Below are 16,450 nucleotides of genomic sequence, written 5' to 3'. Positions count from 1 at the left end.
GTCCCGCTGCCGCCTCTCGCGGGCGGCTGAGGCTCCACCTGAAGCTACAGGAGAGACGCGATGAACAGAATCCACCTGGCGCTGGGTCTGGCGCTTGCCCTGCCGGCGTTCGCCGCGCTGGCCCAGGAAACGGTGGCGCCGGCCACCGAGAAGGACGGCGTGCTGGTCGATGGCAAGGGCATGACGCTCTATACCTACGACAAGGACAGCGAAGGCCAATCCGCCTGTTCCGGGCAGTGCGCGAAGAACTGGCCGCCGCTGGCGGCGGCCCAAGGCGCGCAGGCCAGCGGCGACTGGAGCCTGGTCGCCCGCGAGGACGGCACCCAGCAGTGGGCCTACTACGGCAAGCCCCTTTATACCTTCATCCAGGACAAGAAGCCTGGCGACAAGAACGGCGACGGCAAGATGGGCGCCTGGCACGTCGCCCAGCCGGACATGGACTAGACGGTCGCCGGCCTGCGCGCCGCTCAACGCAGCGCGTAGTCGGCGACCGTGCCGAGGAAGATCGCCAGCCCCGCCCAGTGGTTGTGCAGGAAGGCGCGGAAGCAGGCCTGCGGGTCGCGGTCGCGGGTCGACCAGGCTTCCCAGGCGAAGCAGGCCGCCGCCACGACCAGGCCGAGGTAGAAGCAGGCGCCCAGCTCGAAGCGGTTGCCGGCCAGCGCCAGCAGGAGCAGGGTCAGGCCCTGCAGGCTGCCGATGATCAGGCGGTCGGCGTCGCCGAAGAGGATCGCGGTGGACTTGATGCCGATCTTCAGGTCGTCCTCGCGGTCGGTCATCGCGTAGTAGGAGTCGTAGGCCACCGTCCACAACACGTTGGCCAGGAACAGCAGCCAGGCGCTGGCCGGCAGTTCGCCGCGCTCGGCGGTGAAGGCCATCAGGATGCCCCAGGAGTAGGCGGCGCCCAGTACCACCTGCGGGTAATAGGTGTAGCGCTTCATGAAGGGGTAGAGCGAGGCCACCGCCACCGCGCCGAACGACAGCCAGATGGTCGGCGCGTTGGTCAGCAGGACCAGGCCGAAGCTCAGCGCGACCAGGATGGTGAAGGTGATCCAGGCCTCGCGCACGCTGATCTTGCCGGTGGCCAGCGGGCGCGCCTTGGTGCGTGCGACGTGGCCGTCGAAATCGCGGTCGGCGAAATCGTTGATCACGCAGCCGGCGGCGCGCATCAGGGTGACGCCGAGGACGAAGATCAGCAGGTTCTTCAGTTCCGGCACGCCGCCGGCGGCGATCCACAGCGACCACAGGGTCGGCCAGAGCAGCAGGTAGATGCCGATCGGCCGGTCCAGGCGCACCAGTTGGACGAAGTCCCAGGCGCGGGGGTGCAGGCGGGCCAGCGGCTTGATCAGGGTGACGAACATGGGAACCTCCGGAGTCGACCGGAGGATTATACGTCGTCGATTCCCGCCTGGCCCCACAGGCGCGGCAGGAACACTTCCGCCACCAGTACCCCGAGCGCCCCGCGGGCGAAGCGTGAACGACGGCCCCACAGGCCTTCGTCACGGACCTCGGCGGGCAGGCCGGCCGCCGGATAGCGGCAGACCTCGATGGCGCCGCGCTCGAAGGCGCTGTCGCTGAACAGCAACTCGCCCAGCGAGCGGGTGCCGAGCAGCGCCAGGTCGAAGCCCGAGCCTTCCAGCGCGCTGCGCGCCGCCACGCTGCGGGCGAACACCCAGGGCCGGTCGTGGCCGTGCAGGTAGACCTCGCGTACCCAGCCGGTGCTGCCGGGCTCGACGCCCAGTCCCTGGCACTCGTCGTCGCGCAGGAGTTGCCAGCCTTCGAGCAGGGGCTCGACGCGGAACGCGCCGTCGGCCAGAGCGGTCAGGCGCCGGGTCAGCGAGCCCTCGTCGAACAGCCAGTCGAGGACGGCGGGGGAAACGCTGGACAGTTGGTCGGCGCGGAGCCAGGGCGCGTTGCTGGGCATGACGGGACTACGAGACGGCGGCAGAAGGCGGCGAGGGTAGCACGTTCGCCCGGCGGCCGGCCTGCGACGCGGCGGCGCGTCATTCCCAGCCGTTCAGGCGCAGGGTGGCGCGAACCAGGCGCTGTTCCTCCTGTTCGATCTCGCGCAGGTTGTCGCGGATGCTGTGGATATGTTCGCGCGCCGCCCGTTGCGCCTGCTCTGGCTGGCGCTCGCGGAGGGCCGCGTAGAGGCGCGCGTGCTGGCGGTCGATCTGGCGCTTCTGCGATGGCCGGTGATAGAGGTTGTTCACCGAGGCGAACACCGTGCTCAACATCAATTCGTTCAGCGATTGCAGGGTATGCACCAGCACTGGATTGTGCGATGCCTCGCTGATCGCACGGTGGAACGCATGGTCGCGGCGGGCGTGCTCGCGGGGATCGACCGGCTGGGTTTCGTCGTGGCTGGCGAGCATCTCGTCGTAGCGCCGGGCGAGCAGGACGAAGTCCGCCTCGGTGCCGCGCAGCGCCGCCAGGCGGGCCGCCTCGCCCTCCAGCAGGGCGCGGACTTCGAGCAGGTCGTAGAGGGTGCGCGGCTGGGAGCCGAACAGGTGCATCAGCGGGCTGGCATCGGCGTTGCGGTCGAGGTCGGCGACGAACGACCCACGGCCATGCTCGGTATCGATGATGCCGCGTCCGCGCAGCACCCGCAGGCCCTCGCGCAGGGCCGAGCGCGAGCAGCCGAGCTTGGCCACCAGGCGCCGCTCCGAGGGCAGCGCCTGGCCGACCTTGAGCACGCCGTCGACGATCAGCCGCTCGATACGTTCGGCGACCTGGTCGGCCACCCGCTGTTTCTGCATGGAAGCTCCCGTTGCACTGGTAGGACCAGTTGGCTGTCGTTACTCACTATAGAAGCTGGTGGGCTTTCTACCATGCGCTTCGCGCCCATGGTTCCCGGCGAAACTGGTAGGACCAGTTCGATGCCTGCTGGACCCCGGCCGTCCGCGCGGTACAGGCTGTGGACGCTTGCTGATCCCGCCGACAACCACAACAAGGACAGCCGCCATGAACATCCTCTACGACGAGCGTCTGGACGGTCCGTTGCCGCAGGTGGACAGGGATGCCCTGCTGGCCGAATTGCGCCTCCGCCTGCCCGACCTCGAGCTGCTGCACGCCGCGGAAGACCTGCGTCCCTACGAGTGCGACGGTCTCTCGGCGTATCGCTGCACGCCGTTGCTGGTGGCATTGCCGGAACGTATCGAACAGGTCCAGGGCCTGCTCGCCCTCTGCCGTCGGCTGAAGGTGCCGGTGGTGGCGCGCGGTGCCGGCACCGGCCTGTCCGGCGGCGCGCTGCCGCTGGAGAACGGCGTGCTGCTGGTGATGGCGCGTTTCCGGCGGATCCTCGAGATCGACCCGCTGGGGCGTTTCGCCCGGGTCCAGCCTGGCGTGCGCAACCTGGCGATCTCCCAGGCCGCTGCCCCCCACGGCCTGTACTACGCACCGGACCCATCCTCGCAGATCGCCTGCTCCATCGGCGGCAACGTCGCGGAGAACGCAGGCGGCGTGCATTGCCTGAAGTATGGCCTGACCGTGCACAACCTGTTGCAGGTGGACATCGTGACCCTGGAGGGCGAGCGCCTGAGCCTGGGTTCCGCCGCCCTGGACAGCGCCGGCTTCGATCTGCTGGCGCTGTTCACCGGCTCCGAAGGGCTGCTTGGCGTGGTGGTGGAGGTCACCGTCAGGCTGTTGCCGCGGCCGCCGCTGGCCAAGGTGCTGCTGGCCAGCTTCGACGATGTGGAAAGCGCAGGGCGGGCGGTGGCCGACCTGATCGGCGCCGGCATCGTCCCGGCTGGCCTGGAGATGATGGACAACCTGTCGATCCGCGCCGCCGAGGACTTCATCCATGCCGGCTACCCGGTCGACGCGGCGGCGATCCTGCTCTGCGAACTGGACGGAGTGGAAGCCGACGTGCACGAGGATTGCGAACGGGTCCGCGAGCTGTTCCAGGCGGCCGGCGCCACCTCGGTGCGCCAGGCCCATGACGAGGCCGAGCGCCAGCGCTTCTGGGCCGGGCGCAAGAATGCCTTTCCGGCGGTGGGGCGGATTTCCCCCGACTACTACTGCATGGACGGCAGCATCCCGCGCCGCGAGCTGCCGCGGGTGCTGCACGGCATCGCCGAGCTTTCGCGCGAATACGGCCTGCGGGTGGCCAACGTATTCCATGCCGGCGACGGCAACATGCACCCGTTGATCCTCTTCGACGCCAACCTGCCGGGCGAGCTGGAGCGCGCCGAGGCGCTGGGCGGCAGGATCCTCGAGCTGTGCGTGGCGGTAGGCGGCAGCATCACCGGCGAACATGGCGTCGGCCGCGAGAAGATCAACCAGATGTGCGCTCAGTTCAATGCCGACGAGCTGACCCTGTTCCACGCCGTGAAGGCGGCGTTCGACCCGGCCGGGCTGCTCAATCCCGGCAAGAACGTGCCCACCCTGCATCGCTGCGCCGAGTTCGGCGCCATGCACGTCCACCACGGTCGACTGCCGTTCCCCGAACTGGAGCGTTTCTGATGAGCCAGCCGTATTTCGATCCGGACGCTGGTGCCGACCATGCCGGCGCGCTGCTCGAGCAGGTCCGCGATGCCCTGGCGCGGTGCGCGCCGCTGCGCATCGTCGGCGGCGACAGCAAGGCATTTCTCGGCAGGCCGGTTGCCGGTGAACCGCTGGCCCTCGCCGAACACCGCGGGATCGTCGCCTACGATCCCTGCGAACTGGTGATCACCGCCCGTGCCGGTACGCCGCTGGACGAGCTACAGGCCGTGCTGGCGCGCGGCGGGCAGATGCTTGCCTGCGAGGCGCCGGGGTTCGGCGGCCGGGCGACGGTCGGCGGGGTGCTCGCCAGCGGCCTGTCCGGACCGCGCCGGCCCTGGGCGGGAGCGGTACGCGATTTCGTCCTCGGCACGCGGCTGATCAGTGGCCTGGGCACCCACCTGCGCTTCGGCGGCGAGGTGATGAAGAATGTCGCCGGCTACGACCTGTCGCGCCTGCTGGCGGGCAGCTTCGGTTGCCTCGGGGTGGTCACCGAAGTGTCCTTCAAGGTGCTGCCCATGCCGCGCCGCCAGGCCAGTCTGAGCCTGGACCTGCCGGTGGCGGCGGCGTTGCGCAAGCTGGCGGAGTGGGGAAGGCAGCCAATGCCGATCAGCGCGGCCTGCCACGACGGCGAGGGCTTGCGCCTGCGCCTGGAGGGCGGCGAGGGCTCGGTACGCTCGGCGCGCGAGCGCCTCGGTGGCGAAGCGCTCGATGACGGCTTCTGGGCCGACCTGCGCGAGCAGCGCCTGCCGTTCTTCGCCGACCCGCGACCGCTCTGGCGCCTGTCGCTGCCGGCGCTGGCACCGGAGTCGCCGCTGCCCGGCCGCCAGTTGCTGGACTGGGGCGGGGCGCTGCGCTGGCTGAAGAGCGACGCGCCGGCCGCGGACATCCGCGAGTGGGCCGCCGCCCATGGCGGCCACGCCACCTGCTACCGCGCCGGCCACGTCGACGCGCCGTTCCAGCCGTTGCCGCCGGCTTTGCTCGGCCTGCACCGGGCGCTGAAGCGCCAGCTCGACCCGCAAGGCATCTTCAATCCCGGGCGGATGTACGCCGAACTCTGAGGAGACGCGATGCAAACCAACCTGTGCGAATCCGCCCGGCAACGCGCCGAGGCCGCCGAAGCCGAGCGCATCCTGCGCAGCTGCGTGCACTGCGGCTTCTGCAACGCCACCTGCCCGACCTACCAGGAGCTGGGCGATGAACTCGACGGTCCGCGCGGGCGGATCTACCTGGTCAAGCAGTTCCTCGAGCGCGACGAGGCCAGCGAGCGCACCCGGCTGCATCTCGATCGCTGCCTGAGCTGTCGCAACTGCGAAACCACCTGCCCGTCCGGGGTGGAGTACCACAAGCTGCTGGATATCGGCCGCGACCTCCTGGCCGAGCGCCTGCCGCGCAGCTTCGGCCAGCGCCTGCTGCGCGGCGGGCTGCGCCTGCTGGCGCCGCGGCCGGCGCTGTTCGGCGCGCTGGCGGCCGTCGCCGGGGGTGTGCGGCCGGTTCTGCCGGAGCCCGTGCAGAGCAAGTTGCCACGCCGGATCGCGGCACCAGGAAAACGACCGCGGCCGCGGCATGCGCGGCGCGTGCTGCTGCTCGAAGGTTGCGTGCAGCCGGCGCTGTCGCCGAACACCAACGCCGCCGCCGCGCGCGTCCTCGACCGCCTGGGCATCAGCGTGACGCCGGCCGTCGCGGCCGGTTGCTGCGGCGCCGTGGATTTCCACCTGGATGCGCAGGAACGCGGCCGCCAGCGCGCGCGGCGCAACATCGACGCCTGGTGGCCATTGCTGCGCGAGGGCGCCGAGGCCATCGTGCAGACCGCCAGCGGCTGCGGCGCCTTCGTCAAGGACTACGCCTACCTGCTGCGCGACGACCCGCGATACGCGGCCAGGGCGCGCGAGGTCGCCGCCGCTGCCCGCGACCTGGTGGAAGTGCTTCGCGACGAGCCGCTGGAGTCCCTCGGCCTGCGCTGTGACCAGCGCCTGGCATTCCACTGCCCATGCACACTGCAGCACGCGCAACGACTGGGCGGGGCCGTGGAATCGGTGCTGCGGCGACTGGGCTTTCATCTCGCCGAAGTGCCCGACGGTCATCTCTGCTGCGGCTCCGCCGGCACCTACTCGCTGACCCAGCCGGCGCTGTCCCGGCGTCTGCGCGACAACCGCCTGGACGCCCTGGAAAGCGGCGCGCCGGATGTCATCGCCACGGCCAACGTCGGTTGCCAGGTGCATCTCGACGGCGCCGGGCGGACCCCGGTACGCCACTGGATCGAGTTGCTCGACCAGGCCTTGCCCGGAGGAGAGTGAAACCATGCGCAGCAAGCCGGTACTCGGCCGCGAGGACGTCACCCGTATCCTTGCCGCCGCCCGCGAGGAGGCCCTGCGCCAGGGCTGGGCGGTGAGTATCGCGGTGGTCGACGACGGCGGCCATCCGCTGGCCCTGGAGCGCCTCGACGGCTGCGCGCCGATCGGCGCCTACATCGCCACGGAAAAGGCCCGCAGCGCCGCCCTCGGACGCCGGGAAACGAAGCGCTACGAGGAAATGATCAACGGCGGACGCAGCGCCTTTCTCTCGGTACCGCTGCTGCAGGCCACCCTGGAAGGCGGCGTGCCGATCCTGTTGGATGGCGAGGTCGTGGGAGCGGTCGGCGTCTCCGGCGTACGCGCCGAAGAGGATGCCCGGGTGGCGCGGGCCGGCGCCGAGGGCCTGTGAGGTGTGAGGCGACCGGCGGGCACCACCCATCTTTGGTTGGGCCTTTCGGCGTGGGCTTGCCGTTCGGGCAGGTTGGCGGACAGGGTGGATTTGTTATAGGTTGCCGGCGCTGAACCGTGGTAACCCGCCCGAGGTAAACAATGAAGAAGTGGCAATGCGTGGTGTGTGGACTGATCTATGACGAGGCCAAAGGCTGGCCGGAAGAAGGCATCGAGGCGGGAACGCGCTGGGAAGATGTGCCTGAGGACTGGCTTTGCCCCGACTGCGGCGTCGGCAAGCTGGACTTCGAGATGATCGAAATCGGCTGAGCCCCGGCTCGCCGGCGGAGAAGGCGGCCCCGGCCGCCTTTTTTCATGTCTGGCCAGCGGCCGCGCAGCGGTTATCCTTGAGTTCTGGGTCCGGTCATTGACTGTCCTGCCGGGGTGGCCCGGCAGCCCCGCCGTTGGCCGGCGAGCGACGCTGAGCTAGGTTCGACGAACGAGGAGGGTGGCGATGCGCAAGTGGCAATGCGTGGTCTGCGGCTTCATCTACGACGAAGCCCTGGGCCTGCCCGAAGAAGGCATTCCGGCGGGAACCCGCTGGGAGGACATCCCGGCGGACTGGGTCTGCCCGGACTGCGGTGTCGGCAAGATCGATTTCGAGATGATCGAGATCGCCTGAGCGAAATCCACAGAAGCGGCGCCCGGCGCCGGCAATCACAGAGGAACGGAAATGAGCGAGCGTGCGCCCCTGGTAATCATTGGAACCGGCCTGGCGGGCTACAACCTGGCCCGCGAGTGGCGCAAGCTGGACAGCGAGACGCCGCTGCTGATGATCACCGCCGACGATGGACGCTCCTATTCCAAACCGATGCTCTCCACCGGTTTCTCGAAGAACAAGGACGCCGATGGCCTGGCCATGGCCGAGCCGGGCGCCATGGCCGAGCAACTCAATGCGCGGATCCTGACCCATACCCGGGTCACCGGCATCGACCCGGGGCACCAGCGGATCTGGATCGGCGAGGAAGAGGTGCGCTATCGCGACCTGGTCCTGGCCTGGGGCGCTGAGCCGATCCGGGTGCCGGTCGAGGGTGATGCCCAGGACGCGCTCTACCCGATCAACGACCTGGAGGACTACGCGCGCTTCCGCCAGGCGGCCGCCGGCAAGCGCCGGGTGCTGCTGCTTGGCGCCGGGCTGATCGGCTGCGAGTTCGCCAACGACCTCTCCAGCGGCGGCTACCAGCTCGACGTGGTGGCGCCTTGCGAGCAGGTCATGCCGGGCCTGCTCCACCCGGCCGCGGCCAGGGCCGTGCAGGCGGGCCTGGAAAGCCTCGGCGTGCGCTTCCACCTGGGGCCGGTGCTGGCCAGCCTGAGGAGGGCCGGGGATGGCCTGGAAGCCCATCTCTCCGACGGCGAAGTGATTCCCTGCGACCTGGTGGTTTCCGCGGTCGGCCTGCGTCCGCGCACCGAACTGGCGTTTGCCGCGGGGCTGGCGGTCAACCGCGGGATCGTTGTCGACCGCTCCCTGCGCACCTCCCACGCCAATATCTATGCGCTGGGCGATTGCGCCGAGGTGGATGGCCTCAACCTGCTCTACGTGATGCCGCTGATGGCCTGCGCGCGGGCGCTGGCGCAGACCCTGGCGGGCAACCCCAGCCAGGTCAGCTACGGCCCGATGCCGGTGACGGTGAAGACCCCGGCCTGCCCGCTGGTGGTATCGCCGCCGCCGCGTGGAATGGATGGCCAATGGCTAGTGGAAGGCTCTGGGACGGACCTCAAGGTCCTCTGCCGGGATACCGCCGGTCGAGTCATCGGCTACGCCCTGACCGGGACGGCGGTGAACGAAAAACTGTCCCTGAACAAGGAGTTACCCGGTCTTATGGCGTAACTGCCTCCTGTCCTGGCCATCCTGCCGTCGAGACATGCGGCAAAATTGTCCGACGATACTGGCGCAGTCCTCGGGAGCATGCCATCCTCCTTCGCGTCTACCGCAGTCTAGAGCCTATGGTTCCGGTGGACTGCGGTGCCTTTGAGCGCTGCTGGGAAGACAGCACGGACACAAAAACAACAAACCGTCAAAGAGGCAACTATGCGTAAACCAGAACTAGCCGCCGCTATCGCCGAAAAGGCCGATCTCACCAAGGAACAGGCCAATCGCGTTCTCAACGCCCTGTTGGATGAAATCACCGGCGCGCTGAACCGCAAGGACAGCGTGACCCTGGTCGGTTTCGGCACCTTCCTGCAACGCCATCGCGGGGCCAGCACGGGGAAGAACCCGCAGACCGGCCAGCCGGTGAAGATCAAGGCCAGCAACACCGTCGCCTTCAAGCCCGGCAAGGCCCTGCGCGACGCGGTCAACTGATCGCCGGGAGCCCGGAGTCAGAGCGGCTCCGGGCTTCACCGAAGACCCTCCCGCGCTCATCGAAAGGACAGCTGTAGTCCTTCGCTCGAACAGCTACAATGCGCCGCTCATTTCCCGGATATCGAGACGCGCGCATGAAATTTCGTCTTCTCCTGTGGATGCTCGGCCGCCTGATGGGCAAGGCCAGCCGCGACAACCCCGCCTTCCAGAAACAGCTCGAAGGCAAGGACCTGGTATTCCAGCTGCACACCCTCGATGGCAAGGTGGCGCGTCACTACGTGGTGCGGGACCTGCGCGTGACCAGCAAGCGCGGTAGCCATCCGCAACCGGCGTTTTCCCTGGGATTCAAGGACGGAGCCTACGGTTTCGCCGCCATGACCTCGAAGAACCCGCAGTTGGCGTTCATGCAGGGCATCCAGAACAAGGACATCCAGATCCAGGGCAATCCGGCGCTGGTGATCTGGTTCCAGGGCCTGGTGAAATACCTCAAGCCCAAGAAGAAGGCGCCGGAAAAGAAAGCCGCCTGATGGCGGCTTTCGAATCTTCTCCGAGCCACGCCCGTGGACCGGCGGTAGTGCATTACGCGATGGACTACCCGGTCATCCCGGCAGGCGATTGAACTGCGCCGCCAGTTCGCGCAGGGCGGCTTCGGCTTCCAGCACCTTCCGCACCGCGTCCTCGGCCTTTTCCCGGGTGATCCCCAGGCGTTCGTACAGGCCCGTCGGAATCGCTTCCTGTGGGCCATCGCCAATACCCTGGTTGCGCAGCAGCCGGCTTGCCAGGCAGATCAGGTTGGCGTAGACCGCGTTCGGCCCGGTGTAGCCGGGGTCCTGCTGGAAGCGCAGGGCGCAGTAGAGGTCGTCCGGCATATCCCATACGCGCATCAGCCAGGCACCGATCTGCTCACGGGTGATTCCCAGCAGGTGCTGCTCGATGTAGGCGTGACCGAGATGCGGGTTGACTTCCAGGTGCCGGCAGATCAGTGAAAAGTGTGGCGGGAAGACATGCGCCAGGACCAGGTAGCCGAAGTTGTGCAGCAGCCCGCCCAGGTAGCTCAGGCCGGACTCCGGGCGCAACTCGCGCGGCATGGCGCGGGTCAGGCCCTCGATCACCGCTGCGGTGTAGATCGCCTGCTGCCAGTAGGGCGTGGCCTGTTGCGGCTGGTCCTTGGGCAGGGTGAGGGTCTTGCCCAGGGCCAGGCCGAGGGCCAGGTTGATCACCAGGTCGAAGCCGAGCACGCGGACGATCGCGTCCTCCACCGAGCGGATCTTGCCCGGCGCGGCGTAGTAGGGCGAGGCGGCCCAGCTGACCACCTGGGCGGCCAGCGCCGGGTCGGTCTCGACCAGGCCGGTGATGTCGTCGACACTGGCGTTGGGATCGACCCGCAGCTTGATGATCTTCTGTGCCGTCTGCGGTAGCGGGGGAATCTCGATGGTCTGCTCCAGGCGTTGCTGGATGCGTCGGGCGGTGAAGGCCTGTACCGCCTGGCTGATCTCCGCGCGATCGTCGTCCGGACGATCCAGGTTCAGGCTGATGTTCTCCAGCGGTTCGCCAAAGCGTGCGGCGCTGGCCTTGGCCAGCAGGCTGCGGAAATCATTGCTGGCGATTTCCAGGAGGATGCCTGGCTGGCCGGACTCGATCAGCAGGCGCGGTTCCTGCAGCAGGCGCTCGTCGTAGAGGCAGGGCGAACTGGTCAAGGGCGGCAGCGCCGGCAGGCGGTGCAACTCATGCTTGCCGAGCATCCGCTCCAGGCGCTCGGGCTTGATCGCCAGCAGCTTGCGGCCGGTCAGCTCGGTGAGCCGGGCGAGATCCAGCAGCTGGCTCTGCGGGAACAGCACCAGCAGGGTGCCGACGGCGTCGTCCAGCAGCACCGCCTGGACCCGGCGGGCTGCCGGCAGGTCCGTGCTGTCGGCCACTTCACGGCAGGTGATGCCGAGCTTGGCGAGCAGCTGGAGGATGACCTGAGGGGCGTGCGGAGCATCGGCGGAGGCCAGGGCGGCTTCTGTCATGACGAGACCATGAGATCTGGATTTTCCGTCAGTATAACCAGAGCTGCCTTAAGACTGAGACCTACGCCGACCGGCGAGAGCGAAATAGATCACACTTGGCCGTATTGCTGGCCATGCCGCAGCCAGCGCTCGAGCAGCGGGCTGACGTGCTGCGGCCAGTGCGCCAGCAGCGACTGGGCGGCGTCGCGCACTGCCGGCAGGAGATCGGCGTCGCGCATCAGGTCGGCGACCTTGAACTGCAACAGGCCGGTCTGGCGGGTGCCGAGCATTTCGCCGGGGCCGCGCAGCTCCAGGTCCTTCTCGGCGATGAGGAAGCCGTCGCTGGTCTCGCGCATGATGCCCAGCCGCTCGCGGCCGATCTGCGACAGGGGGGGATGGTAGAGCAGCACGCAGTGGCTGGCGGCGCTGCCCCGGCCGACCCGGCCGCGCAGCTGGTGCAGCTGGGCCAGGCCGAGACGCTCGGGATTCTCGATGATCATCAGGCTGGCGTTGGGCACGTCGACGCCGACTTCGATCACCGTGGTCGCCACCAGCAGTTGCAACATGCCTTCCTTGAAGGCCTCCATCACCACCGCCTTGTCCGCCGGCTTCATGCGTCCGTGGATCAGGCCGACACGCAGTTCGCCCAGCGCCGAGGACAGTTCTTCGTAGGTGGTCTCGGCGGCCTGGCAGGTCAGCTCCTCGGATTCTTCGATCAGGGTGCATACCCAGTAGGCCTGGCGCCCTTCGCGGCAGGCCGCGCGGACCCGCTCGATCACCTCGATGCGGCGGCTGTCGGCGACCAGCACGGTATTCACCGGTGTACGGCCGGGCGGCAGCTCGTCGAGGATCGAGGTGTCCAGGTCGGCGTAGGCGCTCATCGCCAAGGTTCGCGGGATCGGTGTCGCGGTCATGATCAACTGGTGCGGGCAGAGCCGGCCGTCCACGCCCTTCTGGCGCAGGGCCAGGCGCTGTTGCACGCCGAAGCGGTGCTGTTCGTCGATGATCGCCAGGGCCAGGCGCTTGAATTTCACTTCGTCCTGGAACAGCGCGTGGGTGCCGACCACCATCGGCGCGCCGTCGCCGATGCGTTCCAGTGCCGCCGCGCGGGCCTTGCCCTTGAGCTTGCCGGCCAGCCAGGCGACCTCGATGCCCAGCGGTTGCAGCCACTTGCCGAAGTTGACGAAGTGCTGCTCGGCGAGGATCTCGGTCGGCGCCATCAGCGCCACCTGGTAGCCGGCCTCGATGGCTTGCAGGGCAGCGAGGGCGGCGACCACGGTCTTGCCGGCGCCGACGTCGCCTTGCACCAGGCGCAGCATCGGCTCGTCCTGGGCCAGATCGTAGGCGATCTCGGCGCCGACCCGGCGTTGCGCGCCGGTTGGCTGGAAGCCGAGATTGGCGAGGAACTGCTGCGGCAGCCGACGGGCCGGCGGCAGGCGCGGGGCCGCCTGCGAGCGCACGGCTTCGCGCAGGCGTTGCAAGGACAACTGGTGGGTCAGCAACTCTTCGAAGGCCAGGCGCAGCTGCGCCCAGTGCCGGCCTTCGGCGAGCTCCTCGATATCGGCGTCCGGCGGCGGCCGGTGCAGGTAGCGGATCGCCTGGTCGAGCGGGCCGAGCTGGTAGTCGCGGGCCAGTTCCGCCGGCAGCCAGTCGGGCAGGCTGCTGGGGCCGAGCAGGGCCAGGGCCTGCTGGCTGAGCTGGCGCAGGCGCTGCTGGGTGAGGCCCTCGGTGGTCGGGTAGATCGGCGTCAGGGTCTGCTCCACCGGGATCGGCTCGTCGCCGTTCAGCGCGCGGTATTCCGGATGGTAGATTTCCAGGCCGGAGGCACCCGGACGGACTTCGCCGTAGCAGCGCAGGTGGGTACCGCGCTTGAGGCCGTCCTTCTGCGCCTGGCTGAAGTGGTAGAAGCGCAGGCTGAGAGTGCCGCTGCCGTCCTGCAGGCGCACCAGCAGGCTGCGCCGGCGCCCCATCACCACGTCGGCGCTGGCCACCACGCCCTCGACCACCGCGTCGGCCCCCGGGCGCAGGGCGCCGATGGCGGTGACGCGGGTACGGTCCTGGTAGCGCAGGGGCAGGTGGAAGAGGATGTCCTGCAGGGTTTCCAGGCCCACGCGAGCGAGTTTTTCCGCCAGCGCGGCGCCTACGCCCTTGAGCGCGGTGACCGGGACCCTGGACAGCTCGGTCATGCGAGTTGCGGTTGTTCCTGGGTTTGCGGACGGGCCACCGAGCACAGGCGGATCGAGTCGGCCAGCACCTCGATGGCGCGCGGCCGCGGGAAGCTGGCGCGCCAGGCGATGGCGACGGTGCGGAACGGCACCGGCGCGCTGAACGGGCGGACCTCGATGACGCCCGGGGCGTAGTGGTGGCTGTCCACCGCGGAGAACGGCAGGACCGACACGCCGAGGCCGGAGGCGACCATGTGGCGGATGGTTTCCAGCGAGGAGGACTCCACCGTGGTGTGCTTGTTCTCGTCGCCCTTGCGCACGGTCGGGCAGGCCTCCAGCACCTGGTCGCGGAAGCAGTGGCCCTCGCCGAGCAGGAGCAGGCTCTTGTCGTTGAGCAGCTCGGAATCGATGCTGGCCTTGGCGGTCCAGGGATGGTCGGCCGGCATCAGCACATAGAAAGGCTCGTCGAACAGCGGCTTGGTCAGGACGTCGGCTTCCTGGAACGGCAGGGCGATGATGATCGCGTCGAGTTCGCCGGTGCGCAGCTTGTCGCGGAGGATGTGGGTGAAATTCTCCTCGATGTACAGCGGCATCTGCGGCGCGACCCGGTGCAGCTGTGGAATCAGGTGCGGGAACAGGTACGGGCCGATGGTGTAGATGGCGCCGACCTTCAACGGCGCGGCCAGCTGGTTCTTGCCGGCCTGGGCCAGCTCGCGGATGCCCTGGGCCTGTTCGAGGACCTTCTGCGCCTGGGCGACGATGCCTTCGCCCACTGGCGTCAGGCGCACGGCGCTCTTGCTGCGCTCGAAGATCAGCACCCCCAGCTCGTCCTCGAGCTTCTTCACGCCGACCGAGAGGGTCGGCTGGCTGACGTGGCAACGCTCGGCGGCGCGGCCGAAGTGTTGTTCCTGGGCGAGGGTGACGATGTAGCGCAGTTCGGTGAGGGTCATGGCGGCTCATCCGTTAAGATCGGCCAAGCATAGCGGCTGCACCGCCGCGAACCAACCTTCGGGCGCATGATCGGGCGTGCATTGCAGACGATTCGACGCCTACACTGGCCGCCTTGTTGTAGGAAGGAGACGGCTTCATGTCGCAAACAGTGATGATCGCCGGTTGTGGCGATGTCGGTGGGCGCCTCGGCGAGGCGCTGCTGGCCGATGGCTGGCGGGTGCATGGCCTGCGTCGCTCGGTGGACGCCTTGCCGCAGGGGGTCCTGCCGGTGGCCGGCGATCTGCAGGCTCCGGAGTGCCCCGCGCAGTGGCCGGGCGAGCCGCTCGACTACCTGGTATACAGCGCCGCCGCCAGTCAGCATGACGAGGCTGGCTACCGTGCCGCCTACGTCGATGGCCTGCGCCATGTGCTGGGCTGGTTGCAGGCCCACGGCCAGCGGCCCAGGCGCCTGCTGTTCGTCTCCAGCACCGGGGTTTACGCCCAGGCCGACGGCAGCTGGATCGACGAGGACTCGCCGGCGCTTTCCCAGGCCTATTCCGGACGGATCATGCTCGACGCCGAGCGGGTCGCGCTGGACAGCGGGATACCGGCTAGCCGCGTGCGCCTGGCCGGCATCTACGGGCCGGGCCGGGAATGGCTGCTCAACCAGGTGCGCCAGGGTTACCGGGTGGTCAGCGAGCCGCCGCTCTATGCCAACCGCATCCATGCCGACGATGCCGCGGGACTGCTGGCCTTCCTGCTGCGCGCCGACGCCCGTGGCGAAGCGCTGGAAGACTGCTACATCGGTGTCGACGACGCGCCGGTGGCGATGCACGAGGTGGTCGACTACCTGCGCCAGCGCCTGGGCGTCAGCCAATGGGCCGACGAGCATTCGGTACGCCGCGCCGGCAGCAAGCGTTGCAGCAACCGTCGTGCCCGCGCGCTCGGCTGGGTGCCGCGCTATCCCAGCTACCGCGAGGGCTACGCGGCGGTGCTCGGGGACGCCTGATGGCCGCCAACCGGCTGCTGGCGCGCCCCTGGCTGCCCGGCGTGGAGCTGTTCCATGCGGACTTCTCCGGCCAGGCGTTCGGCCGCCACAGCCATTCGGCCTTCGCCATCGGCTCGATCCTTCACGGCGTCGGCGGCTACCAGTGCCGCGGGCGGCGCCACGCGCTGCCGGCCGGCACCCTGTCGCTGATGAATCCGGAAGAGCCGCATACCGGGCACGCCGAATCCGAGCGGCTGGTCTACCGGATGCTCTATGTCGAGGAAGCGCGCCTGCTCGGCCTGCTCGGCCGCAAACAGTTGCCGCGCGGCTTCGGCGAATTGAACCCGGCCGACGACGGCAGCGTGGCGGCTGGTATGGCGCGGCTGGCCGAGGATTTCCAGCGCAGCGACGCATTGGCGCTGGAAAGCCGCCTGCTGGCCTTGCTCGAACAGGTCTTCGTGCGCCACGGCGGCATGCGCCCGGCGGTCGCGGCGCCGCGTGACGGCGGGACCACCGCGCGCCTGCGCGATTACCTGGAGGCGCATGCCAGCGAGGCGCTCGGACTGGACCAGCTGGCGCAGTTGCTGCAGCGCCACCCGCGTCACCTGATCGAGGCTTTCCGGCGTGCCTACGGCGTGCCGCCGCATACCTACCAGCTGCAATGCCGGGTGCGCCAGGCCAAGCGCCTGTTGCTGGAAGAACGGCCGCTGGCGGAACTCGCCCAGCACCTCGGCTTCTACGACCAGGCGCACTTCTCCACGACCTTCCGGCGTTTCACCGGGGTCACTCCGGGGCAGTTCCGGCGCAGCGCCAAGACCTGAGTTTTTTCCAATACGGCGCCCGCCGCACCGCACAGA

18 protein-coding genes are annotated in these 16,450 nt (G+C 68.9%); 12 read left to right on the top strand and 6 right to left on the bottom strand.

From position 1 onward, the window contains the following. Window positions 1–60: 60 nt before the first annotated feature. The gene (locus tag PSPA7_RS29270; protein ID WP_003096652.1) at window positions 61–444 is read left to right on the top strand and encodes a COG4315 family predicted lipoprotein; all 384 of its coding nucleotides are present in this window, start codon (window positions 61–63) and stop codon (window positions 442–444) included. A 23-nt stretch (window positions 445–467) separates the two neighbouring features. Here PSPA7_RS29270 and ubiA read toward each other — a convergent pair whose 3' ends face one another. From ubiA to glcC, 3 genes are all read right to left on the bottom strand, one after another. Continuing rightward, window positions 468–1,358 carry a 4-hydroxybenzoate octaprenyltransferase gene (gene ubiA, locus PSPA7_RS29265; protein WP_012077957.1) on the bottom strand — a complete coding sequence of 297 codons (891 nt, stop codon included), beginning with the start codon at window positions 1,356–1,358 and terminating at the stop codon, window positions 468–470. 26 nt (window positions 1,359–1,384) lie between these two features. Beyond that, entirely contained in the window at window positions 1,385–1,921 is a 537-nt protein-coding gene (locus PSPA7_RS29260; protein ID WP_012077956.1) for a chorismate lyase, read from the bottom strand. Window positions 1,922–2,000: 79 nt separating this feature from the next. Continuing rightward, window positions 2,001–2,756, bottom strand: coding sequence for a transcriptional regulator GlcC (gene glcC, locus PSPA7_RS29255; protein ID WP_003154433.1), 756 nt, complete (start codon window positions 2,754–2,756; stop codon window positions 2,001–2,003). A gap of 205 nt (window positions 2,757–2,961) precedes the next feature. Here glcC and glcD point away from each other — a divergent pair, with 205 nt between their 5' ends. The 9 genes from glcD to PSPA7_RS29210 all read left to right on the top strand — a co-directional run bounded on the left by glcD (window position 2,962) and on the right by PSPA7_RS29210 (window position 10,049). Further along, on the top strand, window positions 2,962–4,461 hold the full coding sequence (glcD, locus tag PSPA7_RS29250; protein WP_012077955.1) for a glycolate oxidase subunit GlcD: 1,500 nt from the start codon (window positions 2,962–2,964) through the stop codon (window positions 4,459–4,461). Further along, the gene (glcE, locus tag PSPA7_RS29245) at window positions 4,461–5,540 is read left to right on the top strand and encodes a glycolate oxidase subunit GlcE (RefSeq protein ID WP_012077954.1); all 1,080 of its coding nucleotides are present in this window, start codon (window positions 4,461–4,463) and stop codon (window positions 5,538–5,540) included. Before glcD ends, glcE begins: the two co-directional genes overlap by 1 nt. A 9-nt stretch (window positions 5,541–5,549) precedes the next feature. Then, complete coding sequence (gene glcF / locus PSPA7_RS29240) at window positions 5,550–6,776, top strand: glycolate oxidase subunit GlcF (RefSeq protein ID WP_012077953.1); 1,227 nt, start codon at window positions 5,550–5,552, stop codon at window positions 6,774–6,776. Between the two features lie 4 nt (window positions 6,777–6,780). Continuing rightward, a complete protein-coding gene (locus tag PSPA7_RS29235; protein WP_012077952.1) occupies window positions 6,781–7,182 on the top strand; it encodes a heme-binding protein in 402 nt (133 codons plus the stop codon). Window positions 7,183–7,322: 140 nt separating this feature from the next. Beyond that, window positions 7,323–7,490 carry a rubredoxin gene (locus PSPA7_RS29230; RefSeq protein WP_003098330.1) on the top strand — a complete coding sequence of 56 codons (168 nt, stop codon included), beginning with the start codon at window positions 7,323–7,325 and terminating at the stop codon, window positions 7,488–7,490. 184 nt (window positions 7,491–7,674) lie between these two features. After that, window positions 7,675–7,842, top strand: a complete 168-nt coding sequence (locus PSPA7_RS29225) for a rubredoxin (protein WP_003098329.1) — start codon at window positions 7,675–7,677, stop codon at window positions 7,840–7,842. Window positions 7,843–7,893: 51 nt separating this feature from the next. Beyond that, window positions 7,894–9,048, top strand: a complete 1,155-nt coding sequence (alkT, locus tag PSPA7_RS29220; protein WP_003153180.1) for a rubredoxin-NAD(+) reductase AlkT — start codon at window positions 7,894–7,896, stop codon at window positions 9,046–9,048. 201 nt (window positions 9,049–9,249) lie between these two features. Continuing rightward, window positions 9,250–9,522: an HU family DNA-binding protein gene (locus PSPA7_RS29215; RefSeq protein ID WP_012077951.1), complete on the top strand. Its 273-nt coding sequence runs from the start codon at window positions 9,250–9,252 to the stop codon at window positions 9,520–9,522. Between the two features lie 134 nt (window positions 9,523–9,656). Further along, window positions 9,657–10,049 carry a hypothetical protein gene (locus PSPA7_RS29210; protein ID WP_003153182.1) on the top strand — a complete coding sequence of 131 codons (393 nt, stop codon included), beginning with the start codon at window positions 9,657–9,659 and terminating at the stop codon, window positions 10,047–10,049. Between the two features lie 72 nt (window positions 10,050–10,121). Here the strand turns inward: PSPA7_RS29210 and PSPA7_RS29205 are convergent, their stop codons facing one another. From PSPA7_RS29205 to oxyR, 3 genes are all read right to left on the bottom strand, one after another. Next, window positions 10,122–11,531 (bottom strand): HDOD domain-containing protein, encoded by a 1,410-nt coding sequence (locus PSPA7_RS29205; protein ID WP_012077950.1) that lies wholly within the window; start codon window positions 11,529–11,531, stop codon window positions 10,122–10,124. Window positions 11,532–11,620: 89 nt separating this feature from the next. Then, window positions 11,621–13,696, bottom strand: coding sequence for an ATP-dependent DNA helicase RecG (gene recG, locus PSPA7_RS29200; RefSeq protein ID WP_012077949.1), 2,076 nt, complete (start codon window positions 13,694–13,696; stop codon window positions 11,621–11,623). Next, window positions 13,693–14,625 (bottom strand): oxidative stress transcriptional regulator OxyR, encoded by a 933-nt coding sequence (oxyR, locus tag PSPA7_RS29195; RefSeq protein ID WP_012077948.1) that lies wholly within the window; start codon window positions 14,623–14,625, stop codon window positions 13,693–13,695. Before oxyR ends, recG begins: the two co-directional genes overlap by 4 nt. Before the next feature lie 137 nt (window positions 14,626–14,762). Here oxyR and PSPA7_RS29190 point away from each other — a divergent pair, with 137 nt between their 5' ends. Further along, on the top strand, window positions 14,763–15,614 hold the full coding sequence (locus tag PSPA7_RS29190) for an NAD-dependent epimerase/dehydratase family protein (protein ID WP_012077946.1): 852 nt from the start codon (window positions 14,763–14,765) through the stop codon (window positions 15,612–15,614). Then, complete coding sequence (locus PSPA7_RS29185; RefSeq protein WP_012077945.1) at window positions 15,614–16,414, top strand: AraC family transcriptional regulator; 801 nt, start codon at window positions 15,614–15,616, stop codon at window positions 16,412–16,414. The genes PSPA7_RS29190 and PSPA7_RS29185 overlap by 1 nt, the downstream gene beginning before the upstream one ends. Window positions 16,415–16,450 lie beyond the last annotated feature (36 nt).

Origin of the sequence: Pseudomonas paraeruginosa PA7 (assembly GCF_000017205.1) — a bacterium.
Lineage (GTDB): Bacteria > Pseudomonadota > Gammaproteobacteria > Pseudomonadales > Pseudomonadaceae > Pseudomonas > Pseudomonas paraeruginosa.
The sequence above is the reverse complement of the archived record's forward strand: the minus strand, read 5'-3'. Positions and strand labels throughout refer to the sequence as shown.

Coding starts and splice junctions, on each gene's coding strand:
- glcF (WP_012077953.1), top strand. CDS start 5,550: ATGCAAACCAACCTGTGCGAATCCGCCCGGCAACGCGCCGAGGCCGCC.
- PSPA7_RS29225 (WP_003098329.1), top strand. CDS start 7,675: ATGCGCAAGTGGCAATGCGTGGTCTGCGGCTTCATCTACGACGAAGCC.
- PSPA7_RS29270 (WP_003096652.1), top strand. CDS start 61: ATGAACAGAATCCACCTGGCGCTGGGTCTGGCGCTTGCCCTGCCGGCG.
- PSPA7_RS29215 (WP_012077951.1), top strand. CDS start 9,250: ATGCGTAAACCAGAACTAGCCGCCGCTATCGCCGAAAAGGCCGATCTC.
- glcE (WP_012077954.1), top strand. CDS start 4,461: ATGAGCCAGCCGTATTTCGATCCGGACGCTGGTGCCGACCATGCCGGC.
- recG (WP_012077949.1), bottom strand. CDS start 13,696: ATGACCGAGCTGTCCAGGGTCCCGGTCACCGCGCTCAAGGGCGTAGGC.
- PSPA7_RS29205 (WP_012077950.1), bottom strand. CDS start 11,531: ATGACAGAAGCCGCCCTGGCCTCCGCCGATGCTCCGCACGCCCCTCAG.
- glcD (WP_012077955.1), top strand. CDS start 2,962: ATGAACATCCTCTACGACGAGCGTCTGGACGGTCCGTTGCCGCAGGTG.
- ubiA (WP_012077957.1), bottom strand. CDS start 1,358: ATGTTCGTCACCCTGATCAAGCCGCTGGCCCGCCTGCACCCCCGCGCC.
- PSPA7_RS29230 (WP_003098330.1), top strand. CDS start 7,323: ATGAAGAAGTGGCAATGCGTGGTGTGTGGACTGATCTATGACGAGGCC.
- oxyR (WP_012077948.1), bottom strand. CDS start 14,625: ATGACCCTCACCGAACTGCGCTACATCGTCACCCTCGCCCAGGAACAA.
- glcC (WP_003154433.1), bottom strand. CDS start 2,756: ATGCAGAAACAGCGGGTGGCCGACCAGGTCGCCGAACGTATCGAGCGG.
- alkT (WP_003153180.1), top strand. CDS start 7,894: ATGAGCGAGCGTGCGCCCCTGGTAATCATTGGAACCGGCCTGGCGGGC.
- PSPA7_RS29260 (WP_012077956.1), bottom strand. CDS start 1,921: ATGCCCAGCAACGCGCCCTGGCTCCGCGCCGACCAACTGTCCAGCGTT.
- PSPA7_RS29190 (WP_012077946.1), top strand. CDS start 14,763: ATGTCGCAAACAGTGATGATCGCCGGTTGTGGCGATGTCGGTGGGCGC.
- PSPA7_RS29235 (WP_012077952.1), top strand. CDS start 6,781: ATGCGCAGCAAGCCGGTACTCGGCCGCGAGGACGTCACCCGTATCCTT.
- PSPA7_RS29185 (WP_012077945.1), top strand. CDS start 15,614: ATGGCCGCCAACCGGCTGCTGGCGCGCCCCTGGCTGCCCGGCGTGGAG.
- PSPA7_RS29210 (WP_003153182.1), top strand. CDS start 9,657: ATGAAATTTCGTCTTCTCCTGTGGATGCTCGGCCGCCTGATGGGCAAG.